22 protein-coding genes and 3 pseudogenes are annotated in these 20,789 nt (G+C 67.1%); 20 read left to right on the forward strand and 5 right to left on the reverse strand.

Annotated features, from left to right (window positions below; genetic code table 11):
- Positions 1-4 precede the first annotated feature (4 nt).
- The 9 genes from nrdR (at position 5) to RSO01_RS22375 (ending at position 8,842) form a co-directional block, all read left to right on the forward strand.
- Positions 5-469 (forward strand): transcriptional regulator NrdR, encoded by a 465-nt coding sequence (gene nrdR / locus RSO01_RS22335; protein WP_092821256.1) that lies wholly within the window; start codon positions 5-7, stop codon positions 467-469.
- Positions 470-473: 4 nt separating this feature from the next.
- The gene (gene ribD / locus RSO01_RS22340) at positions 474-1,556 is read left to right on the forward strand and encodes a bifunctional diaminohydroxyphosphoribosylaminopyrimidine deaminase/5-amino-6-(5-phosphoribosylamino)uracil reductase RibD (RefSeq protein WP_218037431.1); all 1,083 of its coding nucleotides are present in this window, start codon (positions 474-476) and stop codon (positions 1,554-1,556) included.
- 9 nt (positions 1,557-1,565) lie between these two features.
- Positions 1,566-2,168, forward strand: coding sequence for a riboflavin synthase (locus RSO01_RS22345; RefSeq protein ID WP_147151673.1), 603 nt, complete (start codon positions 1,566-1,568; stop codon positions 2,166-2,168).
- Entirely contained in the window at positions 2,165-3,316 is a 1,152-nt protein-coding gene (gene ribB, locus RSO01_RS22350; RefSeq protein WP_147151674.1) for a 3,4-dihydroxy-2-butanone-4-phosphate synthase, read from the forward strand. The genes RSO01_RS22345 and ribB overlap by 4 nt, the downstream gene beginning before the upstream one ends.
- A 2-nt stretch (positions 3,317-3,318) precedes the next feature.
- Complete coding sequence (locus tag RSO01_RS22355) at positions 3,319-3,795, forward strand: 6,7-dimethyl-8-ribityllumazine synthase (protein ID WP_147151675.1); 477 nt, start codon at positions 3,319-3,321, stop codon at positions 3,793-3,795.
- The gene (gene nusB, locus RSO01_RS22360) at positions 3,792-4,271 is read left to right on the forward strand and encodes a transcription antitermination factor NusB (protein WP_147151676.1); all 480 of its coding nucleotides are present in this window, start codon (positions 3,792-3,794) and stop codon (positions 4,269-4,271) included. Before RSO01_RS22355 ends, nusB begins: the two co-directional genes overlap by 4 nt.
- A gap of 3 nt (positions 4,272-4,274) precedes the next feature.
- Entirely contained in the window at positions 4,275-5,240 is a 966-nt protein-coding gene (gene thiL / locus RSO01_RS22365; protein ID WP_147151677.1) for a thiamine-phosphate kinase, read from the forward strand.
- A 109-nt stretch (positions 5,241-5,349) separates the two neighbouring features.
- Positions 5,350-6,582 (forward strand): MFS transporter, encoded by a 1,233-nt coding sequence (locus RSO01_RS22370; protein WP_147151678.1) that lies wholly within the window; start codon positions 5,350-5,352, stop codon positions 6,580-6,582.
- 154 nt (positions 6,583-6,736) lie between these two features.
- Positions 6,737-8,842 carry a sodium-translocating pyrophosphatase gene (locus RSO01_RS22375; protein WP_147151679.1) on the forward strand — a complete coding sequence of 702 codons (2,106 nt, stop codon included), beginning with the start codon at positions 6,737-6,739 and terminating at the stop codon, positions 8,840-8,842.
- 202 nt (positions 8,843-9,044) lie between these two features.
- Here the strand turns inward: RSO01_RS22375 and RSO01_RS22380 are convergent, their stop codons facing one another.
- A complete protein-coding gene (locus RSO01_RS22380) occupies positions 9,045-9,515 on the reverse strand; it encodes an outer membrane protein assembly factor BamE (protein ID WP_170303267.1) in 471 nt (156 codons plus the stop codon).
- Between the two features lie 87 nt (positions 9,516-9,602).
- Here RSO01_RS22380 and RSO01_RS22385 point away from each other — a divergent pair, with 87 nt between their 5' ends.
- The 11 genes and pseudogenes from RSO01_RS22385 to RSO01_RS49935 form a co-directional block, all read left to right on the forward strand.
- Positions 9,603-10,094 carry a ubiquinol-cytochrome C chaperone family protein gene (locus RSO01_RS22385; protein WP_218037432.1) on the forward strand — a complete coding sequence of 164 codons (492 nt, stop codon included), beginning with the start codon at positions 9,603-9,605 and terminating at the stop codon, positions 10,092-10,094.
- A 72-nt stretch (positions 10,095-10,166) separates the two neighbouring features.
- Entirely contained in the window at positions 10,167-10,688 is a 522-nt protein-coding gene (locus RSO01_RS22390) for a YceD family protein (protein WP_170303268.1), read from the forward strand.
- A gap of 116 nt (positions 10,689-10,804) precedes the next feature.
- A complete protein-coding gene (gene rpmF / locus RSO01_RS22395) occupies positions 10,805-10,999 on the forward strand; it encodes a 50S ribosomal protein L32 (protein WP_147151683.1) in 195 nt (64 codons plus the stop codon).
- 52 nt (positions 11,000-11,051) lie between these two features.
- The gene (gene plsX, locus RSO01_RS22400; protein ID WP_246158673.1) at positions 11,052-12,131 is read left to right on the forward strand and encodes a phosphate acyltransferase PlsX; all 1,080 of its coding nucleotides are present in this window, start codon (positions 11,052-11,054) and stop codon (positions 12,129-12,131) included.
- On the forward strand, positions 12,128-13,099 hold the full coding sequence (locus tag RSO01_RS22405; RefSeq protein ID WP_147151684.1) for a beta-ketoacyl-ACP synthase III: 972 nt from the start codon (positions 12,128-12,130) through the stop codon (positions 13,097-13,099). The genes plsX and RSO01_RS22405 overlap by 4 nt, the downstream gene beginning before the upstream one ends.
- A 146-nt stretch (positions 13,100-13,245) precedes the next feature.
- Entirely contained in the window at positions 13,246-13,557 is a 312-nt protein-coding gene (locus tag RSO01_RS22410) for an integration host factor subunit alpha (protein WP_092821269.1), read from the forward strand.
- Between the two features lie 24 nt (positions 13,558-13,581).
- Positions 13,582-14,112 carry a MerR family transcriptional regulator gene (locus RSO01_RS48460; protein ID WP_218037433.1) on the forward strand — a complete coding sequence of 177 codons (531 nt, stop codon included), beginning with the start codon at positions 13,582-13,584 and terminating at the stop codon, positions 14,110-14,112.
- Between the two features lie 270 nt (positions 14,113-14,382).
- The gene (locus RSO01_RS22420; protein WP_147151685.1) at positions 14,383-14,613 is read left to right on the forward strand and encodes a hypothetical protein; all 231 of its coding nucleotides are present in this window, start codon (positions 14,383-14,385) and stop codon (positions 14,611-14,613) included.
- Between the two features lie 13 nt (positions 14,614-14,626).
- Positions 14,627-14,683, forward strand: a pseudogene (locus RSO01_RS49925) (hypothetical protein); the annotation flags it as partial.
- 25 nt (positions 14,684-14,708) lie between these two features.
- Positions 14,709-14,852: pseudogene (locus tag RSO01_RS49930) on the forward strand (hypothetical protein); the annotation flags it as partial.
- Positions 14,849-15,187: pseudogene (locus RSO01_RS49935) on the forward strand (histidine phosphatase family protein); the annotation flags it as partial. The pseudogenes RSO01_RS49930 and RSO01_RS49935, both read left to right, overlap by 4 nt.
- Here the strand turns inward: RSO01_RS49935 and RSO01_RS22440 are convergent.
- From RSO01_RS22440 to RSO01_RS22455, 4 genes are all read right to left on the reverse strand, one after another.
- The gene (locus tag RSO01_RS22440; RefSeq protein ID WP_147151687.1) at positions 15,171-16,220 is read right to left on the reverse strand and encodes an ABC transporter ATP-binding protein; all 1,050 of its coding nucleotides are present in this window, start codon (positions 16,218-16,220) and stop codon (positions 15,171-15,173) included. The pseudogene RSO01_RS49935 and the gene RSO01_RS22440 sit on opposite strands and share 17 nt — an antisense overlap.
- Positions 16,217-18,406 carry an ABC transporter permease gene (locus RSO01_RS22445; protein ID WP_147151688.1) on the reverse strand — a complete coding sequence of 730 codons (2,190 nt, stop codon included), beginning with the start codon at positions 18,404-18,406 and terminating at the stop codon, positions 16,217-16,219. Before RSO01_RS22445 ends, RSO01_RS22440 begins: the two co-directional genes overlap by 4 nt.
- Positions 18,407-18,481: 75 nt before the next feature.
- Positions 18,482-19,516: an ABC transporter substrate-binding protein gene (locus RSO01_RS22450; RefSeq protein ID WP_147151689.1), complete on the reverse strand. Its 1,035-nt coding sequence runs from the start codon at positions 19,514-19,516 to the stop codon at positions 18,482-18,484.
- Between the two features lie 55 nt (positions 19,517-19,571).
- Entirely contained in the window at positions 19,572-20,786 is a 1,215-nt protein-coding gene (locus RSO01_RS22455) for a TCR/Tet family MFS transporter (RefSeq protein ID WP_147151690.1), read from the reverse strand.
- Positions 20,787-20,789: the final 3 nt, after the last annotated feature.

Consider the following 20,789-nt stretch of genomic DNA (forward strand, 5'->3'; position numbering starts at 1 on the left):
GAGAATGCGCTGTCCATTTTGCGGTCACGAGGACACCCAGGTTAAGGACTCGCGACCGACTGACGACAATTCGGCGATCCGCCGGCGGCGCTACTGCCCGTCGTGCGGATCGCGCTTCACCACCTTCGAGCGCGTGCAGCTGCGCGAGCTCACGGTGGTCAAGAAGAACGGCCAGCGTGTGCAGTTCGATCGTGACAAGCTCGCCCGCTCGATCTCGGTCGCCTGCCGCAAGCGGCCGGTCGATCCCGAGCGCGTCGAGCGCGTGGTGAACGGCATCGTCCGGCGCCTCGAAAGCTCCGGCGAGAGCGAGATCCCCTCGACGCAGATCGGCGAGCTGGTGATGGACGCGCTGCGCGCGCTCGATCCGGTGGCCTATGTGCGCTTCGCCTCGGTCTATCGCAATTTCCGCGAGGCCCGTGACTTCGAGGAGTTCATCTCCGATCTCGCCGAGACCAACCTCAAGGACTGACGCGATGATGCGCGCCGCGCTCGCGCAGGCGCGCCGGTCGCTCGGGCGCACCTGGCCGAACCCGGCCGTGGGCTGCGTCATCGCCAAGGACGGTCGCGTCATCGCGCGCGGCCGCACGCAGGACGGCGGACGCCCGCACGCCGAAGTCGACGCGCTCGGCAAGGCAGGCGAGGCGGCGCGCGGTGCGACGGTCTATGTGACGCTCGAGCCCTGTTCCCATTTCGGCAAGTCGCCGCCCTGCGCCGACGCGCTGGTGCGCGCGGGCGTGGCGCGCGTCGTGTCGGCGATGGAGGATCCCAATCCAGCGGTGAACGGCCAGGGCCATGCGCGGCTGCGCGACGCGGGCATCGCCGTCGAGGTGGGCGAGGGCGCCCGCGAAGCCGAAGAGGTCAATGCCGGCTTCCTGTTGCGCGTTCGCGCCGGCCGGCCCTTGTTCCATCTCAAGCTCGCCTCGTCCCTCGACGGGCGCATTGCGACGGCATCGGGCGAGAGCAAATGGATCACGGGCGAGGGCGCGCGCGCCGACGGCCATCGTTTGCGCGCCATCCATGACGCGATCCTGGTCGGCGCCGGAACGGTCGCGGCCGACGATCCCGACCTGACCTGCCGCCTGCCCGGGCTCGGCGCCTATTCGCCGGTACGCATCGTGCTCGATTCGAAGGCGGGTCTGGCGGAAAAATCGAAGCTCGCGACCACGGCTCGGCAGGTGCCGGTCTGGCTCGTGTGCACGAATGCCGCGCCGGCCGGCCAGCGTCAGGTCTTGCACAAGGCCGGCGTTGAGATCATTGAGGTCGCCGCCGCAGGCGATGGCCGCGTCGATGTCGCCGCCGCGGCGCAGGCGCTCGGCCAGCGGGGACTGACCCGCGTGCTGGTCGAAGGCGGCGGCCAGGTGGCCGCGGCCTTCCTGAAGGCCGGCCTGATCGACCGCATCACCAGCTATCGGGCGGGCTTGGTCCTGGGCGCTGACGGCCGCTCTGCGGTCGGCGAGCTTGGCTTCAACCGGCTGGATTTCGCGCCCCGGTTCAGGCTGATTTCGGCCCGCTTACTGCAGGGTGACACGGTGGAAAGCTGGGCGAGAGGGGCATAGGTAAGGGTCATGTTCACCGGCATCGTCACCGACATCGGCGAGATCACCTCGGTCACCCCCGGCGGCAACAGCGGCGACCGCCGCTTCGTGGTGCGCACCCGGCACGACATGGCGCCGATCGCCATCGGTGCCTCGATCGCCTGCTCGGGCTGCTGCCTGACGGTGGTCGAGAAGGGGGCCGACTGGTTCGCCGTCGAGGTCTCGGGCGAGAGCCTGGCCAAGACCCATCTCGGCGACTGGAAGCTCGGCAGCCGGATCAACCTCGAACTGTCGCTCAAGCTCGGCGACGAACTGGGCGGCCACCTGGTCTATGGCCATGTCGACGGCGTGGGCACGATCGCGTCGATGACGCCGGAAGGCGGCAGCGTGCGGTTCGTGTTCGAGGCGCCGCCCGAGCTGGCGCGCTTCATCGCCTCCAAGGGCTCGGTCGCCATCGATGGCATTTCCCTTACGGTGAACGAAGTCGAGGGAAATCGCTTCGGCGTCAACATTATTCCACATACTCAAGCGGTTACGACCCTGGGACAGGCCAAGCCGGGTCATCGGGTCAACCTTGAGGTCGATATGCTCGCGCGTTACGTTCAGCGATTGTTGGAGCACGGAAGATCATGAGCGCGCTCGAAAAGGACGCCTGGCGCATCACCTTCTCCGAGGTGAAGGCTGCGGCCGAAGACATCATCGAGGAAGCCCGTCGCGGCCGGATGTTCATCCTGGTCGACGACGAGGACCGCGAGAACGAGGGCGACCTCGTCATCCCGGCTCAATGGGCGACGCCCGACGCCATCAACTTCATGGCCAAGCACGCGCGTGGCCTGATCTGCCTGGCGCTGACCCGCGAGCGCGTCGAACAGCTCGGCCTGCCGCTGATGGCGCAGAACAACGGCACCCGCCACCAGACCGCCTTCACCGTGTCGATCGAGGCGCGCGAGGGCGTGACCACAGGCATCTCGGCCGCCGACCGCGCTCGTACCGTCGCGGTGGCGATCGATCCCTCGTGCGGGCCGCAGGACATCGTGACGCCGGGCCACGTCTTCCCGCTGGTGGCGCGCGAAGGCGGCACGCTGGAGCGCACCGGCCACACCGAGGCCGCCGTCGACCTGGCGCGGCTCGCCGGGCTCACGCCGGCGGGTGTCGTCTGCGAGATCATGAACGACGACGGCACGATGGCCCGTCGCAACGATCTCATCACCTTCGCCCAGCGCCACGGACTCAAGATCGGCACCATCGCCGACCTGATCGCCTATCGCCGGCGCTACGATTCGATCGTCCGGCGGCTGAGCGAGACCACCTTCACCAGCATCTACGGCGGCGACTTCCGCTGCGTCATCTACGTGAACAAGGTGACGATGGCCCAGCACCTCGCCCTGGTGAAGGGCGACCCGGCGGCGGGCGGCCCGGTCATGGTGCGCATGCACGCCGTCAACATCTTCACCGATGTGCTCGGCCAGAGGAACACCGGCCGCGGCGGCGAGATCGAGGCCTCCATGCAGGAGATCGCCAAGGAGGGCAGGGGCGTGATCGTGCTGATCCGCGAGCCGCCGACCGTCATGCTGTCCGAGCAGCGGCGCCGCGCCGGCGAGGCGATCGAGCCTGCAGGTGGCGAGCTGCGCGACTATGGAGTCGGCGCCCAGATCCTGATCGACCTCGGCGTGCGCGAGATGGTGCTGCTCAGTCACAGCAACAAGTCCGTCGTCGGCCTCGAAGGCTTTGGTCTGAAGATCGTCGGCCAGAAGCCGGTTCCCGGCAGACCGGCCCGCTAGCCATGTCAACTCGCACGGAAACACCGACGGCCCGACCGGCGGTCGCCGGAGTGAAAGGTGCGCGCATCCTGATCGTGGAATCGCGCTACTACGCCGAGATCGCCGACGCCCTGATCGAGGGCGCCGAGCGCGAGATCGGCAAGAGCGGCGCGGTGAGCGAGCGCATCGTCGTGCCGGGCGCCTTCGAGATCCCGGGGGCCATTGCCCTGGCGGCCGACCACTATGACGGCTTCGTCGCGCTGGGCTGCGTCATCCGCGGCGAGACCACGCACTACGACTATGTCTGCGGCGAGAGTGCGCGCGGCCTGATGGATCTCTCCGTCCGCGAACGGCTGTCGATCGGCTATGGCATCGTCACGGTCGACACGATGGAGCAGGCGAAGGCCCGCGCCTTCACCAACCGCGGCGACAAGGGCGGCGATGCCGCGCATGCCTGCCTTGCCATGGTGGCGCTCAGCCGCCGCTGGCGGAACGCATGAGCGCACAGCCGATACAGGGCTTTGGCTCCAGCAAGCGCCAAGCCGCGCGCATGGCGGCCGTGCAGGCGATCTTTCAATGGCAGGAGGGCGAGCACGGTCCGGCCGAGATCATTGACCAGTTCCTGAACGTGCGCCGGAGTGAGGGGGGCGAGGGCGGCATGCGCCGCGATGCCGACCAGCCGCTGTTCAAGGACGTCGTCCAAGGCGCCGTCGCGCACAAGGCGGAGCTCGAGCAGACCCTGACCGGCGCGCTGGCGCAGGACTGGACCTGGGAGCGTACCGATCGGCTGGTGCGCGCCATCCTGCTCGCCGGCGCCTACGAGCTGATCCATCGCAAGGACGTGCCGCCCAAGGTGGCGATCAGCGAATATGTCGAGATCGCCAACGCCTTCTATGACCAGGGCGAGCAGAATTTCGTCAATTCGGTGCTCGATCGCGTGGCGCGCCAGTCGCGTTCTCCCGAGCTCGCGAGCTAGCGCATGCGCCGCCGGCGCATCGGCGAATTCGAGTTGATCGCCCGCTACTTCGCGCCGTTGGCCAAAAGCTTTCCCGGCGCCGGCGGGCTTTTGAGCGACAACGCTTTCCTGCCGTCCGACGCGAGGCGCGATCTCGTCGTCAAGACCGACACGGTGGTCGCGGGCGTGCATTTCCTGGCCGATGAGAAGCCCGAGCTGGTGGCGGCCAAGGCGCTGCGTGTCTGTCTGTCCGATCTCGCCGCGGGCGGCGGCGAGCCATTCGCCTACCAGCTCTCGCTGTCGCTGCCGACGTCGTGGAGCGAGCGCTGGATCGCGGGCTTTGCGCGTGGCCTTGCCGCCGATCAGCGGCGCTACGGCATCGTGCTGAGCGGCGGCGATACCGTGACGACGCCGGGGCCGCTCACCGTCACGGTGACGGCGTTCGGTCGCGTGCCGCATGAGCGCGGCCTGACGCGCGGCGGTGCGCGGGCGGGTGATCGTCTCTTCGTCACCGGCACGATCGGCGATGGCGCGCTCGGCCTGCTGGCAGCGCGGGGACGAATCTCTTCTTCAGCACTCGAGAAGCGCTATCGCTTGCCGCAGCCGCGCTCAGGCCTGGGACCGCGACTGGTCGGCGTCGCAAGTGCAGTCGCCGATGTTTCCGATGGACTCCTGGCCGATGCCGGCCACATTGCCGAGGCATCGCGGCTTGCCGTTCGCATCGAGCGCGAGCGCGTGCCGCTCTCTGCTGCTGCCCGGCGCTTCGTTGCAGCCGAGCCCGTGCTGTGGGCGAACGTCCTGGGTGGCGGCGACGATTACGAACTCGTGATCGCCGTATCGCCACGCAAGCAAGCGGCGTTGCTCGCAGCAGCGCGCGCGGCAAAGGTCAAGGTCACCGCCATCGGCACCTTCACGCGCGGCAAGGGCGTCGAACTGACGATCGCCGGCCGCCCGGTCCGCGCCCCACGCAAGGGCTACGTTCACTTCTAATGTCGTCGCCGCGCCGTGGACGGCCATAAGCAAACCTAAGTCATAGCTGCACTGCAGGGCCGCCTATTCGCTTGGGGCAGGGGAGCCGGGCGACTAGAGTGCGCGCCCAATGGACGGATCGATAAAGGTCGAGCAGACGCAACCGGTGTCGGGTGGCGGCATCCCGCGCCGTTCGCTGCGCAACATCGGGCTCCTCGCCACCTGCCAGGCGCTGACCCAGAGCAGCAACACGTTGATGTTCGCCTCCTCGGCGCTCGCCGTGCTGACCATCGTGTCGCCCGACATGCGCATGTGGGCGAACCTGCCCGTCACCATGCAGCATCTCGGCGTCATGCTGTCGGTGTTCCCGGCCTCGATGCTGATGATGCGCCGCGGCCGCAAGTTCGGCTTCCGCACCGGCTCGCTGATGGGCATGGTCGGCGCCTCCCTTGCGGCGATCGGGCTCGGCATGGGCAGCTTCCTGGTGATGTGCCTGGGCGGCCTGTGCCTGGGCTATGCCGTCGCCAACATGCAGCTCTATCGCTTCGCCGCCGTCGAGCTTGCGCCTGGCCACTTCCGCGCCCAGGCGATTTCCTATGTGACGGCGGGCGGCGTCATCGCCGGCATCCTCGGTCCTGGCTTGGCGCGCCTCACACCTGATCTCTGGTTGCCGCTGTTCCAGGCGAGCTTCTGCGCCGTCATCGTCATCCACGTCGTCGTCTTCACCGTGTTGGGCTTCATCGAGTTTCCGCCCGTGAAGTCGGAGGACCAATCGGGTCCGCAACGCCCCCTGTTCGAGATCGTGACGCAGCCGGCCTATATGGTTGCCTGCGCCGGCGCGGTGATCGCCTTCGGCGTGATGTCCTTCGTCATGGCCGCCTCGCCGCTGGCCATCGTGATGTGCGGCCTCAAGGCCACCGAGGCGCCGATCACCATCTTCGTTCACGTCATGGGCATGTTCGTGCCGGCCTTCTTCACCGGCAACCTGATCGCCCGCTTCGGCGTGTTCAACATGATGATGGTCGGCATCGCGCTCCTGGTGCTGGGCGTCGTCGTCGCCCTGACCGGCGTCACCGAGTGGCACTTCCGTATCGCCCTTGGCCTGAACGGCGTCGGCTGGAACTTCATGTTCGTCGGCGCCACGACCTTGCTCACCACGACCTATCGTCAGGCCGAGCGCGGCAAGGCGCAGGCCTTCAACGATTTCATGGTGTTCGGCACCACGGCGACGGCGAGCCTGATGGCCTCCGTTGTCCTGGAGGTTCAGGGCTGGGCGATGCTCAACTATTTCGCGCTCGCCCTGGTGCTGATCGCCTTCCTGGTCATCGGCGTCTTCCGCCTGCGCCATCCCGCCCGCGTCTGAAGCCAAGCCCTTGACGCAGCGGGGCTTTTCCCCGCTACGGGTTGCGCAGATTGTGGCGTTCTGCCATTTTCCGCCCGCCTCGCGCCGGGGGAGAGCTTGATACTTCGGCACGCGCCAGGCTGGAAATGCCGTCAAAACAATAGGTTAGCCAACAATGTCTACCGTTATCTGGGCCGTCGTCGCCTGCGGTATCATCGCCGTGCTCTACGGCGTCGTTACCGCATCGCGGGTCATGGCCGCCGACTCCGGCACTGCGCGCATGCAAGAGATCGCGCAGGCTATCCAGGAGGGCGCTGCCGCCTACCTGCGCCGCCAGTACACGACCATCGCCATCGTCGGCGTCGTCGTCCTGGTCATCCTCTTCATTCTGCTCGGCAAGCATGCCGCCGTCGGCTTCCTGATCGGCGCGGTGCTCTCGGGTGCGACCGGCTTCATCGGCATGAACGTGTCGGTGCGCGCCAACGTGCGCACGGCCGTCGCCGCGCAGAAGAGCCTGGGGCAGGGCCTCGACCTCGCCTTCAAGGCGGGCGCGGTGACCGGCATGTTGGTCGCTGGCCTCGCCCTGCTGGGCGTCGTCGGCTACTTCGCCGTTCTCATGAAGATGGGCGTCGCCCCGGGCAGCCGCGAGATGATCGACGCGCTGGTGGCGCTTGGCTTCGGCGCCTCGCTGATCTCGATCTTCGCCCGTCTCGGCGGCGGCATCTTCACCAAGGGTGCGGACGTCGGCGGCGACATGGTTGGCAAGGTCGAAGCCGGCATTCCGGAAGATGACCCCCGCAACCCGGCCACCATCGCCGACAACGTGGGCGACAACGTCGGCGACTGCGCCGGCATGGCCGCCGACCTGTTCGAGACCTACGCGGTGACCACCGTCGCCACCATGGTCCTGGCCTCGATCTTCTTCGCGGCCGATCCGGCGCTGGTCTACAAGCTGATGGTCTATCCGCTGGCCATCGGCGGCGCCTGCATCATCACCTCGATCATCGGCACCTACTTCGTCCGCCTCGGCTCCGACGGCGGCATCATGTGGGCGATGTACAAGGGCGTGATCGCGGCCGCCGTGCTGTCGATCCCGGCCATCTGGTTCGTCACCGACTGGGTGATCGGCAACGCCACCGTGCTCAAGGTCGGCGATCGCCAGTTCACCGGCATGACGCTGTTCTGGTGCTCGCTGGTCGGTCTCGCCATCACCGGCCTGATCGTGTGGATCACCGAGTACTACACCGGCACCGACTACCGTCCGGTCAAGGCCGTCGCCCAGGCGTCGGTCACCGGCCACGGCACCAACGTCATCGCGGGTCTCGCGATGTCGATGGAAGCCACGGCCCTGCCAGCGCTGCTGATCTGCGCCGGCATCGTGGTCTGCTACGTGCTGGCCGGCCTGTTCGGCATCGCCATCGCCACGACTGCGATGCTGGCGCTTGCCGGCATGGTGGTGGCGCTCGACGCCTACGGCCCGGTCACCGACAATGCCGGCGGCATTGCCGAAATGGCCGGCCTGCCGAAGGAAGTGCGCAAGAACACCGACGCGCTCGATGCCGTCGGCAACACCACCAAGGCAGTCACCAAGGGCTACGCCATCGCGTCGGCGGGCCTGGGTGCGCTGGTGCTGTTCGCGGCCTACACGTCGGACCTCGACTACTTCATCGCCCAGGGCAAGCTCGGCGTGAAGGCGGTCAGCTTCTCGCTGCAGAACCCCTACGTCGTCGTCGGCCTGCTGATCGGCGGCGGCTTGCCGTACCTGTTCGGCGGCATGTCGATGCTGGCTGTCGGCCGCGCCGCGCAGTCGGTGGTCGAAGAGGTTCGTCGGCAGTTCAAGGAGAAGCCCGGCATCATGCAGGGCACTGACCGGCCGGATTACGGCCGCGCCGTCGACATGCTCACCAAGGCCGCGATCAAGGAGATGATGATCCCGTCGCTGCTGCCGGTGCTGTCGCCGATCGTGCTGTACTTCGTGATCGCGGCGATCGCCGGCAAGGCCGACGCCTTCGCTGCGGTCGGCGCCATGCTGCTGGGCGTCATCGTCACCGGCATCTTCGTCGCCATCTCGATGACGGCGGGCGGCGGTGCCTGGGACAACGCCAAGAAGTACATCGAAGAGGGCCATTTCGGCGGCAAGGGATCGGATGCCCACAAGGCGGCCGTGACCGGCGACACCGTCGGCGACCCGTACAAGGACACGGCGGGCCCCGCCGTGAACCCGATGATCAAGATCACCAACATCGTGGCCCTGCTGCTGCTCGCCGTGCTCGCCCACTGAGCGGACAACAGGTCGTAAAGAGAAAGCCCCGGTCGCAGGACCGGGGCTTTTTTCTTTTGCCGGAGCGCGGACCTCCAGGTCCGCTCATGTTCTTCCGGACCGCGAGCCTCTGGCTCGCTTATGCTCATGAGCGCGCAGGATGCGCGCGGTCCGGAAGACGAAGACCATGAGCGGACCTGGAGGTCCGCGCTCCGGCAAGGCCTCAGGGACCGCCGCCGGTCGGCGCGCCCGGGTTGCTCTGCTGCCTGGGACCGCTGAACTTGCCGACGTTGCCCAGGATCTGCTCCAGCACCGTCAGCTCCTTGCCCGAGGTCGGCGTGATGCGCGAGACCATGGTGACGTTCTGCGCATCCTTGAGGTCGTAGTACTTGATGTTGGCGACGCGGCCCTGCTCGTTGAAGGTGATCTGGATCACGTTCTGCTCGGCGATCCACGGCCGCGACGGGCCCCAGTTTTCCTGCTTCTCGGTGATGTAGTACCAGACGTTGGGATTGAAGGTTCCTACGGCCGATGGCGAGCCGACCAGGCGCACGACGTCCTCGCGGCTCTGGCTGCCGACCTCGAGCTTGTCGACGGTGCCCGGCGCCGGCGCGAAGCCCCTGATGTCGCCGTAGGGCTCACAGGCGGCCGACAGCAGGGCAGCGGCAAGGACAAGCGGGACGGTGCGACGCATGGACGGCTTCTGGGGTTCGTCGGAAAGAGGGACCGCAAGATGTCGTGATGGCCGCGTCGGGTCAACCGACGGTACGGGAGCAACTTGGTGTTCAAGCGAAAGAATCCCCATGTGGCGTTTGCCGCCGCGCTCTATGCGCGCACGGCCGAGCAAGCGCGTGAGCCCGTGCTGTTCGAGGCCTGCGGCATTCCCGACACGCTCGACGGCCGCTTCGACTCACTGGCCCTTCACGCAGCCCTCATGATCGATCGCCTGCGGCGCGAGCCGGACGGCGAGGGGCTTGCACAGGCATTCTTCGACGCCATGTTCCGCCACCTCGACCTCACCCTGCGCGAGATCGGTGTGCAGGACCTGGGCGTGGGGCGGCGCATCAAGATCATGGCCGAAGGGCTGCATGGCCGGGCCCTGGCTTATCGCGAGGCCCTGGCCGGCGGTCCGGCGCCGCTCAGCGACGTCTTGCGCCGCAACGCCTACGGCGGTAGGTCGCCCGGCGATACCGAGGTCGAGCGGCTGGAGGCCCATATCCGTGACTATGCGGCGCGGTTGGCCAACACGCCGCGGCTTGAGTTAACAAAGTAGATTAAGAAAATGAACCAAAGAGCTGAAATTAACCAAAAATCAGAACTTGAACGTGTCGTTGACCTCGACCGCATGGGGCCATCCGGCACGGCGCTCGAGATCGCGCCCAGCGACAGCGAACGCGCCGCGCTGGCCAAGCGCTTCGGCTTCCTCAGCCTGCCGGTCTTTTCCGCCCGGGTGACCGTCGATCGTCTTGTCGGCGGCCAGATCGTGGTCGAAGGCCGGCTGCGCGGCCGCATCGTGCAGGCCTGCGTGCTCACCCTCGAGCCGGTGAACCAGGATCTCGACGAGACTTTCCGCATCGTCTTCAAGCCGGACATGGCCGACGATCGCGACCCGGAAAGCGGCGAGGCCGTGCTGAATTCGCAGGCCGACGCCCCCGAGCCGCTCACGGGAAATATGCTCGATATCGGCGAAATCGTCGCCGAGCAGCTGTCTTTGGCCGCCGATCCCTATCCGCGGCGGCCCGGCGCCAAGCTGGAAGACGTGCTGCCAAAGCCCCGTCACGGCGGCAGAAAAGGCCAGCCGGAGCAGCGCCGGCATCCCTTCGCCGGGCTGGCCGCCCTCAGAGACAAACCGCGCCGCGGCCGCTAAATTGTTGCGGTGCTGAGACGTTTTAGCTAGAGAGTGCCGCCTGCCGCGCCTATAGAGCGCGGCCGCAGCTTTTTTGGGGCCAGGCCAGTGGGCCGGTCCCGTCCGTGGAGATCGTCATGGCCGTTCCCAAGAAGAAGGTTTCGAAGTCCCGCCGCAACATGCGCCGGTCCCATCACGCCCTGCCGTCGATGGCTTATCTCGAGTGCAAGAACTGCGGTGAGCTGAAGCGCCCACACACGGTGTGCTCGCACTGCGGCTACTATCGCGAGGACATGCCGGTCCTGGCGGACACCGCGTCGGCCGAGAAGTAGGCTGTAGCACGCTGCCGGCGATGGGCTGGCACCCGACTAGCGGAGCATTGCGGTGAGCGCGGACAAGATCGTTCTGGCGCTCGATGGCATGGGCGGCGATCATGCCCCCGAGGTCGTCGTGAACGGTGCCGACATCGCGCGCGAGCGCTATCCCGGCACGTCGTTCCTGTTGTTCGGCGATCCCGCGCGGCTGAAGCCGCTGGTCGACAAGCGCAAAGGCCTGGCCAAGGTGCTCGAGATCGTGCCGGCCGAAGATGCCGTGCTGGCCGAGGACAAGCCTTCCTTCGCCCTGCGCCGGCGCCGTAAGTCGAGCATGTGGCTGGCCGTCGACGCCGTCGCGCAAGGCCGCGCCGATACCGTCGTATCGGCCGGCAACACCGGCGCATTGCTGGCGATCTCGATGTTTGCCATGCGTATGGTCGAGGGCGCCCACAGGCCCGCGCTTGCCTCGTTCCTGCCGACAGCGCGCGGCGAGACGGTGATGCTCGATCTCGGCGCCAACCTCGAATGCGACGCCGAGAACCTCGCCGAGTTCGCCGTCATGGGCAGCGTCTTCGCCCAGGTGCTGCTCGGCCTCGACAAGCCGAAGGTCGGGCTGCTGAACGTCGGCTCGGAGGAACTCAAGGGCCACGAAGAGCTGCGCCAGGCGGCGGCATGGCTGCGCCGCAACGGCTCGCCGGTCGATTGCCACGGCTTCATCGAGGGCAACGACATCGGCACCGGCAACATCGATGTCGTCGTCACCGACGGTTTCACGGGAAACGTCGCCCTGAAGGCGATCGAGGGTACGGCCAAGCTCTATACCCAGTTCGTGCGCGATGCCTTCCGGACCTCGACCTTCGCCAAGATCGGCTACCTGTTCGCATCGGGCGCCTGGGTCAAGCTGCGCAAGCGCGTCGATCCGCGGCGCTACAATGGCGGCGTGTTCCTGGGTTTGGACGGGGTGTGCGTGAAGAGCCACGGCGGCACCGATGCGCTGGGCTTCGCCTACGCCATCGGCGTGGCGGTCGATCTGGTTCGTTACGAGTACAAGAACAAGCTCGTCGAGGGCCTGGGCAAGCTGCACCAGGTGATTTCGACCGCCGAGGCGCCGACAACGCCGGCGCTGCAGGCAAGCGGAGGGGGCGAGTGATACGGTCCGTCGTTCAGGGTTGCGGCGCCTACCTGCCGGAAAGAGTCGTCACCAACGACGAACTGGCCAAGAAAGTCGATACGTCCGACGAGTGGATCCAGCAGCGTACCGGCATCAAGCAGCGCCATATCGCGGCTGATGGCGAGTTCACATCGCATCTTGCCATCAAGGCCTCCCAGCGCGCTCTCGATCATGCTGGCGTCAAGGCGTCGGATCTCGACCTGATCGTGCTGGCGACGGCCACACCCGACGAGACCTTTCCTGCAACCGCGACCCGCGTGCAGGCCGCTCTCGGCATGACCAAGGGCGCGGCCTTCGACGTCCAGGCAGTGTGCGCGGGCTTCGTGTACGGCGTGTCGGTGGCCGATAGCCTGATCAAGAACGGGATGGCCTCGAACGCGCTGGTGATCGGCGCGGAGACATTCTCGCGCATCCTCGACTGGAACGATCGCGGCACCTGCGTGCTGTTCGGCGACGGCGCCGGCGCCATCGTGTTGAAGGCGGAGCAGGGCAAGGGCAACTCGGCCGACCGCGGCATCCTCGCCAATGCGCTGCACTCCGATGGCCGCCAACACGACATCCTCTATGTCGATGGCGGGCCGTCCTCGACGAAGTCGACCGGCTTCCTGCGCATGGAGGGCAAGGAAGTCTTCAAGCACGCAGTGATCAACATGGCGGCGGTAGTGGGCGAGGTCCTCGAGAAGGCGGGTCTCAAGTCCAAGGACATCGACTGGCTGGTGCCGCACCAGGCCAACAAGCGCATCATCGACGGCACCGGCCGCAAGCTCGGCCTGCCGCCCGAGCGGGTCGTGGTGACTGTGGATAAACATGCCAACACGTCGGCGGCCTCCATTCCCCTGGCGCTCGATACGGCTGTGAAGGACGGCCGCATCAAGCAGGGGGATTTGCTGCTGCTCGAAGGCATTGGCGGCGGCCTGGCCTGGGGAGCCTCGCTGGTCCGCTGGTAACAGCCAACGATTGAAACAATATCGGCGGCTACTCGTCCGCAACGGAACGGGAACAGACGCCGATTCAAGGCCAGCCTCTATCCTACTGATATTGACCGCTTTCCATCCTTAGAGTATGGATTAAGTGGGGGAAGGAAGGGTACCGGATGGAAGGCCGGACTATCACGCGTGCCGATCTGAGCGAGTCGGTGTTCCAGGAAGTGGGACTCTCTCGCAATGAATCGAGCGATCTTGTCGAGACGATACTCGCCGAGGTCGTTGAGGCATTGGCGCGTGGCGAATCGGTGAAGATCTCGTCTTTCGGGAGCTTCACGGTCCGCGACAAGGGCCAGCGCGTGGGCCGCAATCCGAAGACGGGGCAGGAAGTTCCAATCCTGCCGCGACGGGTACTCGTCTTTCGAGCGTCGAACGTCCTGAAATCACTCATCAATGGGGCGCCAGACGAGTCCAAGGGGTAGTTGGGGCAATGTGGGGGTCTAGACATGGCCGTATCGCTACAGACCGCAGACAGAAGGGTTGAAAAGTCTGCACAGGCGTTTCGCACCATCAGCGAAGTCGCAACCGAACTCGATGTGCCGCAGCACGTGCTGCGGTTCTGGGAAAGCAAGTTCAGCCAGGTCCGTCCGCTCAAGCGCGGCGGCGGGCGGCGCTATTACCGGCCGGAGGACGTCGACCTCCTGCGCCGCATTCGTACGCTCCTCTATGAGGACGGCTATACCATCAAGGGCGTGCAGCGCCTGCTGAAGGAAGGCCGTGGGCGCCTGCCGGCGCAACGCCTCGACATCGCTGCCGAGAGCGCGCTGGAGAGCCTGCGCATCGTGTCGGCCCGCGCCGAGGCGATGGCGGCCGGATCGACCCGCCAGCCGCTGCCCAGGACCGGCCCGCAGCCCTCGACCACGACGCCGCGTGCGGCTGTGCTCGACCTGCACAAACGCCGTGAGATCGAATCGGTGCTCGAGGACCTCGAACAGGCCCTCACGCAGCTTCGCACCACCTTGAAGGCCAGCAACTAGTCACTGTCAGGATTGCCGCCGGGGGGCGACAGTCAAGACTTTGGCGATCGGCCTTCAAGTAACTACCAGATCGGGTGGTCGTGCCAAGAAACCAAGAAACGACGACAACCACCTGATTTATCTTTGTTTTTCACCGAACACGCGTAATCTGTTCGGCGAGGGGCCTATCAACCGGCATCGTCAAAGGGGGACGCCGCCGTGTTTGCTGATCGCATAATCGCGCGTAGCGACGCGCAGTCGTTTGACGTCTTTGCGTTGAATGACAACGAGTTGGAAGTCGATCTTCCGACACTTCCGGAGTTGCTCTACCTGCGCCGGGGTCTCGCCCAGCCAGGCGGCAAGCTGCCGCTGTTCGACCTCGACGGCCAAGCCGTCGCGGCGGCCATCGTGCGCCGCTGCCTCGGTCGCGGCTGGGCCGAGCCGTGGTTCAGCAATCCGCTGAAGCCCGACTGGCTGGTCTGCAAGCTCACCGAGACCGGCCGCCGGCTCGCGACGCCCTGATCTATCTGGCGAGACGGTCTGGAACCAGGCCGGCCGCCAGCAGGGCCAGCTCGATTCACCTCTGACATCCAAGGGCGTCGCCCAGGCGCGCGGCCGGCTGCTTCCTGCGACAGCTGCTGCCCGAAGGGTTGGACGTCGTTCTCGAGACCAGCCCGCTCGGCCGGGCGCGGACGACGGCCGAGATCATCGCTTCCGAGCTCGCCTTGCCTGTGGCGGACATCGCGAGTCGCCGCTGCTGATGGAGCATCGCCTGGGCGCCTGGCAGGGCCTGACCTACGCCGAGATCGATGATCGCTTTCCCGGCGCCCGCCAGGCCCGCGAAGCGGACAAATGGCGCCATGTGATCGACGGCGGGGAGAGCTATGCGCTTGCCAGCGAGCGTGCCAGGCGCTGGCTTGCGGGCTGCACGGCGCCGTTGATCGTGGCCGTCACGCACGAAATGATGAGCCGCTCCCTCCAGGGCGCCTACGGGGCGTTGTCGCCGGAAGAAACCCTGGCCCGGTCGCACCCCCAGGACCGTCTGTTCCGGCTGCACGACGGGACGGTCACCGAGATGGTCATTGCCGGACGATGATCACGCCGCGCGGTGCGAGCGAGACGGCAACCGCTGCGCCCGCTGCCAGCGGCCGCTCGACCCTGGGGCAGGTCGCGAACAGGGTCCCGGCTGCGGTGTTGATGGAATACTCCATGTGCGTGCCGAGATAGCTTGCCTTGGCGATTTTACCCGGCAGCGTACCGGCCGGGCCGGGTGCGGGCTCGACCGTGATCGCCTCCGGGCGGACCGCCACCGTGGCTTCGCCGTCGGCGGTAGCGGTGTCGGCGATCTCGATCTCGGCCTCGCCCAGCCTCACGCTGACCTTGTCGGGAGCCAGCCGGCGTATGCTGCCGCGCGCGGGGTTCGATTCGCCCATGAAGCGGGCGAGGAAAGGCGTGGCCGGCCGTTCGTAGAGATCGCGCGGGCCGCCCTGCTGCTCGATGCGGCCGGCATTCATGACGATAATGCGGTCCGACACCGCCATCGCCTCCTGCTGGTCGTGCGTGACATAGACCACGGTGAGGCCGAGCCGCTGCTGCAGTTCGCGGATCTCCTCGCGCATCTGGCGACGCAGGCGGGCGTCGAGGTTGCTGAGCGGCTCGTCGAACAGCAGCACCGACGGCTTCAGCACCAGGGCGCGCGCCACGGCGACGCGCTGTTGCTGGCCGCCCGACAGCTCGGACGGCTGGCGCTCCTCGAAACCCGCCAGGCCGACCTGCTTCAGCCCCTCGCGCGCCCGGTCCGCGGCCTCAGCCTTTCTCTGGCCCGAGCGACGCAGGCCGTAGCATACGTTCTCCAGCACGCTCATGTGCGGGAACAGGGCGTAGGACTGGAACACCATGCTGACGTCGCGCTGCGTCGCGCTGAGATTGGTGACATCGCGGCCGGCGATCAGGATGCGGCCTTCGCTCGGCAGTACCAGGCCCGCGATCATGCGCAAGGTCGTGGTCTTGCCGCAGCCCGAGGGGCCGAGCAGGGTGACCAGCGTGCCCGCCTCGACGATGAAGCTCACGCCCGCGACCGCGGTCGCCGTGCCGTAGCGTTTCACGACATCTCGGAACTCAACGCTCATGCGCGGCCTCCCTGGATCTGCGGCGCGCGCCGGCCCAACCGACGTTCGCCGACCAGGAACTGGATCACCAGGATCACCGCCAGCATCAGCACGATCAGGGCACAGCTGTAGGCGATGGCCAGGCCATAGTCGCCGTTGATGACGCGCAGGATGATGTAGGTCGTGGCGAGCTCGTACTCGGCGGTGACCAGGAAGACGACGGCGCTCACTGTCGTGACCGCGCGCACGAAGCCGTAGACCAGGGCGCCGACGATGGCGGGCCGCAGCAGCGGCAGGACGACATAGACCAGGGTCTGCGGGGCACGGCCCCGCAGCGTGAGCGAGGCCTCGTCCAGGCTGCGGTCGATCTGGCTCATCGCCGCCATGCCCGCGCGCACGCCGACTGGCATGTTCCGGAAGATGAAGCAGAGCACGATGATCATCGCCGTGCCGGTGATCTCGATGGGCGGCACGTTGAAGGCGAAGACATAGGCCACGCCGATCACCGTGCCCGGCACGGCGAAGCTCAGCATGGTGGCGAATTCGAGCGTGGCGCGGCCGGCGAAGCGCTGGCGCACCAGCAGCCAAGCCGCCAGCAGGCCGAGCGCCGCGGTGAGGGGAGCGGCGATGGCCGCGAGCTTCACCGTCGTCCAGAACGAGTTCCACGCTGCGCCCGACCAGATCAGGCCGTCGGCCGTGTGCTCGATGGCGAAGGCTTTGGCGTAGTGGTCGAGGGTCGGCGTGTAGTCGCGGCCCCACACCTTCACCAGCCCGCCGACGAAGGCGAAGCCGTACAGCAGCAGCGTGAAGCCGGCCCACGGCAGCGCAATCCACTGCGCGGCGCGACGCGCGCGATCGGGCAGGGGCGTCGGCAAACCGGAATCGCCCTTGCCGGAGATGGTGGCGTAGGAGCGGGTGCCGACGATACGGCGCTGCAGGAAGAAGGCGCCCAGCGCAAAGGTCAGCAGCAGCAGTGCCAGGGCGGCGGCGCGCCCATAGTCGAGCTGTGCGCCGACCACGGCGAAATAGATCTCGGTCGACAGCACTCCGTAGTCGCCGCCCAGTACGATGGGATTGCCGAAATCGGCGATGCTTTCGATGAAGCCCACCAGGAAGGCGTTGGCGAGGCCCGGCCGCATCAACGGCAGCGACACGGTCGAGAAGGTGGCCCAGCGGTCGGCGCGCAGCGTCTGCGAGGCTTCCTCGAGGGTCGGGCTCACGCCCTCGACGACGCCGATCAGCACCAGGAAGGCGACCGGCGTGAAGGCGAAGAGCTGCGCCAGGAACACGCCCTGGAAGCCGTAGATCCAGCGAGTCGACTGGACGCCCATCGACCATTCGAGGAACTGGTTGACCAGGCCGGAGCGGCCGAACACGAGGATGAGCGCCAGGCCGATCACGAAGGGCGGTGTGATGATCGGCAGTACGGTCAGCACGCGCAGCGTCTTCTTGTAGGCGAAGCAGGTGCGCGTCGCGATCAGCGCGAAGGCAAGCCCCAGCGCCGTCGTGCCGGCACCGCAGGCCAGCGCCAGGAACAGCGTGTTCCACGCCACGCCGCAGCGGCCGCCGCCGGTGAGGCAGCGCAGGCTCCAGATCTTTTCGGCGGCCAGCCGATCGATCAGCAGCGCCGGCATGAAGGCGCCATCGCCGTCCTGGAAGGCCTGCAGCAGGATGCGCAGGATCGGCCAAGCGGTGAACAGCACGATCGAGGCGGCGACCGTCGTGACGGCACCGGCGACGAAGGCATCGCCGCCAAAGCCGCCGCGCAGCGCCAGCGCGATCGACAGCAGCGACAGCAAGGCGATCAGCACCAGCGCTCCGCCGGCGCCGATGCCGACCTGGCGTGCGTCCAGCTCGCCGAGCAGGGCGTTGAGCCATTCCGTGGTCCAGCCGCGCAAGCCGATGCCGAGCGCCTGGGCGACGAACAGCAACAGGCCAAGGCCGCTCGCCAGCAGGAGCAGGGTGCCCTGCCGCTCGCGCTCGAGCGGCAGCAGCGCGACGGCGAGGCAGGCCGCGAGCGACGCCAGCACGGGCGCCAGCCACCATTTGCCGTGTGCGATGGACTGCGCGAGGCCCGAGGCGTAATCCTCCGACGACCACAGGCCGCTCAGCCAGGCGCCGGAGTCGAGACCTTCCTGCAACGCGTACCAGGGTAGGGCCACCGCCGCGAGCAGACCGGCGACCGACCACGCAAGAGGCGCCCTCATTGGACCGCGGGCCTCCAGGCCCGCTCATGAATCATGATGCGGGCCTGGAGGCCCGCGGTCCAATGAGCGTGCATCCTACGGCTTCGGCAGCGCCCCCACCTCGCTGTCCCATCGCGCGATCAGGCGCTTGCGTTCGGCCGACTTGCCGTACTTGGCCTGGTCGTAGTCGATCAGCTTCATGTCGGCGAACTTGGGCGCCTCGGGCGGCAGCGGCGTCGCCTGGTTCGACGGCACCTGGAACTGCTTGGCCTGCGCCTCGAGCTTCTGCGCCTCGGGAGTCAGCGCCCAGTCGTAGAACTTCTTGGCGTTCGCCATGTTGCGCGCGCCCTTGATGATGCTCGTCGAGCCGATCTCGTAGCCCGTGCCTTCGCAGGGCGTCGCCGTCTTCACCGGGAAGCCGGCCAGCGCTTCGGTGACGCCGTCATGCACGAAGCTGATCGACACCATGGTCTCGCCGCGCGCCACCGCCTTCATCGGCGCCGTGCCCGAGCGGGTGTAGGCGTTGATGTTGGCGTGCATCTTCTTCAGGTAGTCGAACGCCTTGTCCTCGCCCATCAGCTGCACCAGCGTGGCGATCGCCACATAGGCCGTGCCCGACGAGTTGGGATTGGCCATCTGGATCTCGCCCTTGAACTCGGGCTTCAAGAGGTCGGCCCAGCAGGCCGGCGCCTTCACGTTCTTCTTGGCCAGCAGTTCGGTGTTGAAGCCGAAGCCCAGCGCGCCGGCATAGATGCCGACGGTCTTGCCGCCCGAATCGGTGTTTTGCTTGACCGCCCATGGATGCAGCTCGCTCATCTTGGGCGACTTGTAGACCTCGGTCAGGTTTTCCTCGGCCGCTTGCAGATGCGGATCGCCGGTGCCGCCAAACCAGACGTCGCCCTTCGGGTTCTGCGCCTCGGCCTTGAGCTGGGCGATGGTCTCGCCGGAGCCTTTCTGCGTCATCGACACTTTTACGCCGGTGGCCTTCTGGAACTCGTTGGCGATCAGGGTGCACCACTCGACCTGGACTGAGCAGTAGACGTTCAGCACGCCCTGCGCCGAGGCCGGCGTCGCGAATGCCGTGGCACCCAGAGCCAAAAGGAATGCGATGCCTGCTGTCGCCGTCTTCATGCGTCCGCCACTGTTACGCTTTTGTGACAGGATGGCATGCAGCGCTCCCTGACGTCTACGGAGCTTCCACCTCCGAATTCGTCACGGATCGCCGGGCAATGAGGAGCCAGGCGACGACGACTGCCACGGCCAACAAGAACGCTGCGAGCAGGAAGGGTGCGCCCGGCAGCGGATGCAGCGACCAGGCGAACAGGCCGCCGAAGACCGCAGGGCCGGCCAAGGCCGAGAGGCTGCGTAGGGAGTTGTTGGCGCCTTGCAACTGGCCTTGCTGCGAGGCGCTCACCTGGCGGGTCATCATCTGCTGCAGGGCCGGGCTCGACATGCCCCACAGCACCAGACCCGGCACGCCCAACCAGAACCAGGGGCCGCTCGGAGCGAGGGCGTAGATGGCCATGCCGACGCCACCCGACAGCAGCCCGACGATCAGCGTAAGGCGCGGCCCGAGCCGGTCTACGATTGGACCGACAAGAACGCCTTGCACCAAGGCACTGCCCAGGCCGAGTGCCACGAGCGTCAGGCCGATCGTCCTGCCGTCCCAGCCGTATCGGTGGGCCGTATAGAGCACGAAGACCGCCGGCAGCACCTGTTGGACCAGGGTGATGAGGAAATGGATCGTCGCCAGGCTGGGCAGCTCGCGCTGCGAGAGCAGGAGCCGGAGCGCGCCCACGGGATTGGCGCGCTTCCAGGAGAAGGCCATGCGCCGCTCCGGCGGCAGCGATTCGGGGAGCACGAACCAGCCGAAGAAGGCGTTTGCCAGGGAGGCTGCGGCCGAGACCCAGAACGGCAGGCGCGGATCGACGTCGCCCAGGAAGCCGCCGATCGCCGGTCCCAGCACGAAGCCGATGCCGAAGCTCATGCCGATGAAGCCGAATGCCCGGGCGCGCTGCTCGGGGGCTGAGACGTCGGCGACATAGGCGCGCGCCGTGCTGATCGTGGCCGACGTGATGCCCGAGATGACGCGGCCAACGAGCAGCAGTTCGATGGTCGGGGCCAGCGCCATGAAGACATGGTCCATGGAGAGGCCGAGGCATGAGAGCAGGATTACCGGGCGCCGGCCAAACCGATCCGACAGTGCCCCCAGGATAGGCGAGGACAGGAACTGCATCAGGCCCCAGACCGAAGCGAACAGCACCAGCATCTCCGCCGCGCTGCTCGTATTGCCGGCCGCGAAGCCCAGCAGCAGTACCGGCATGACCTGGACCACGATTCCCAACGCCAGGACGTCGAGCGTCGCGGTGCAGAAGATGAAGGCAAGCGCGCGGTTGTTCATCGA

The sequence above is a fragment of the Reyranella soli genome, assembly GCF_007992495.1.
In the GTDB taxonomy this organism is placed as follows: domain Bacteria; phylum Pseudomonadota; class Alphaproteobacteria; order Reyranellales; family Reyranellaceae; genus Reyranella; species Reyranella soli.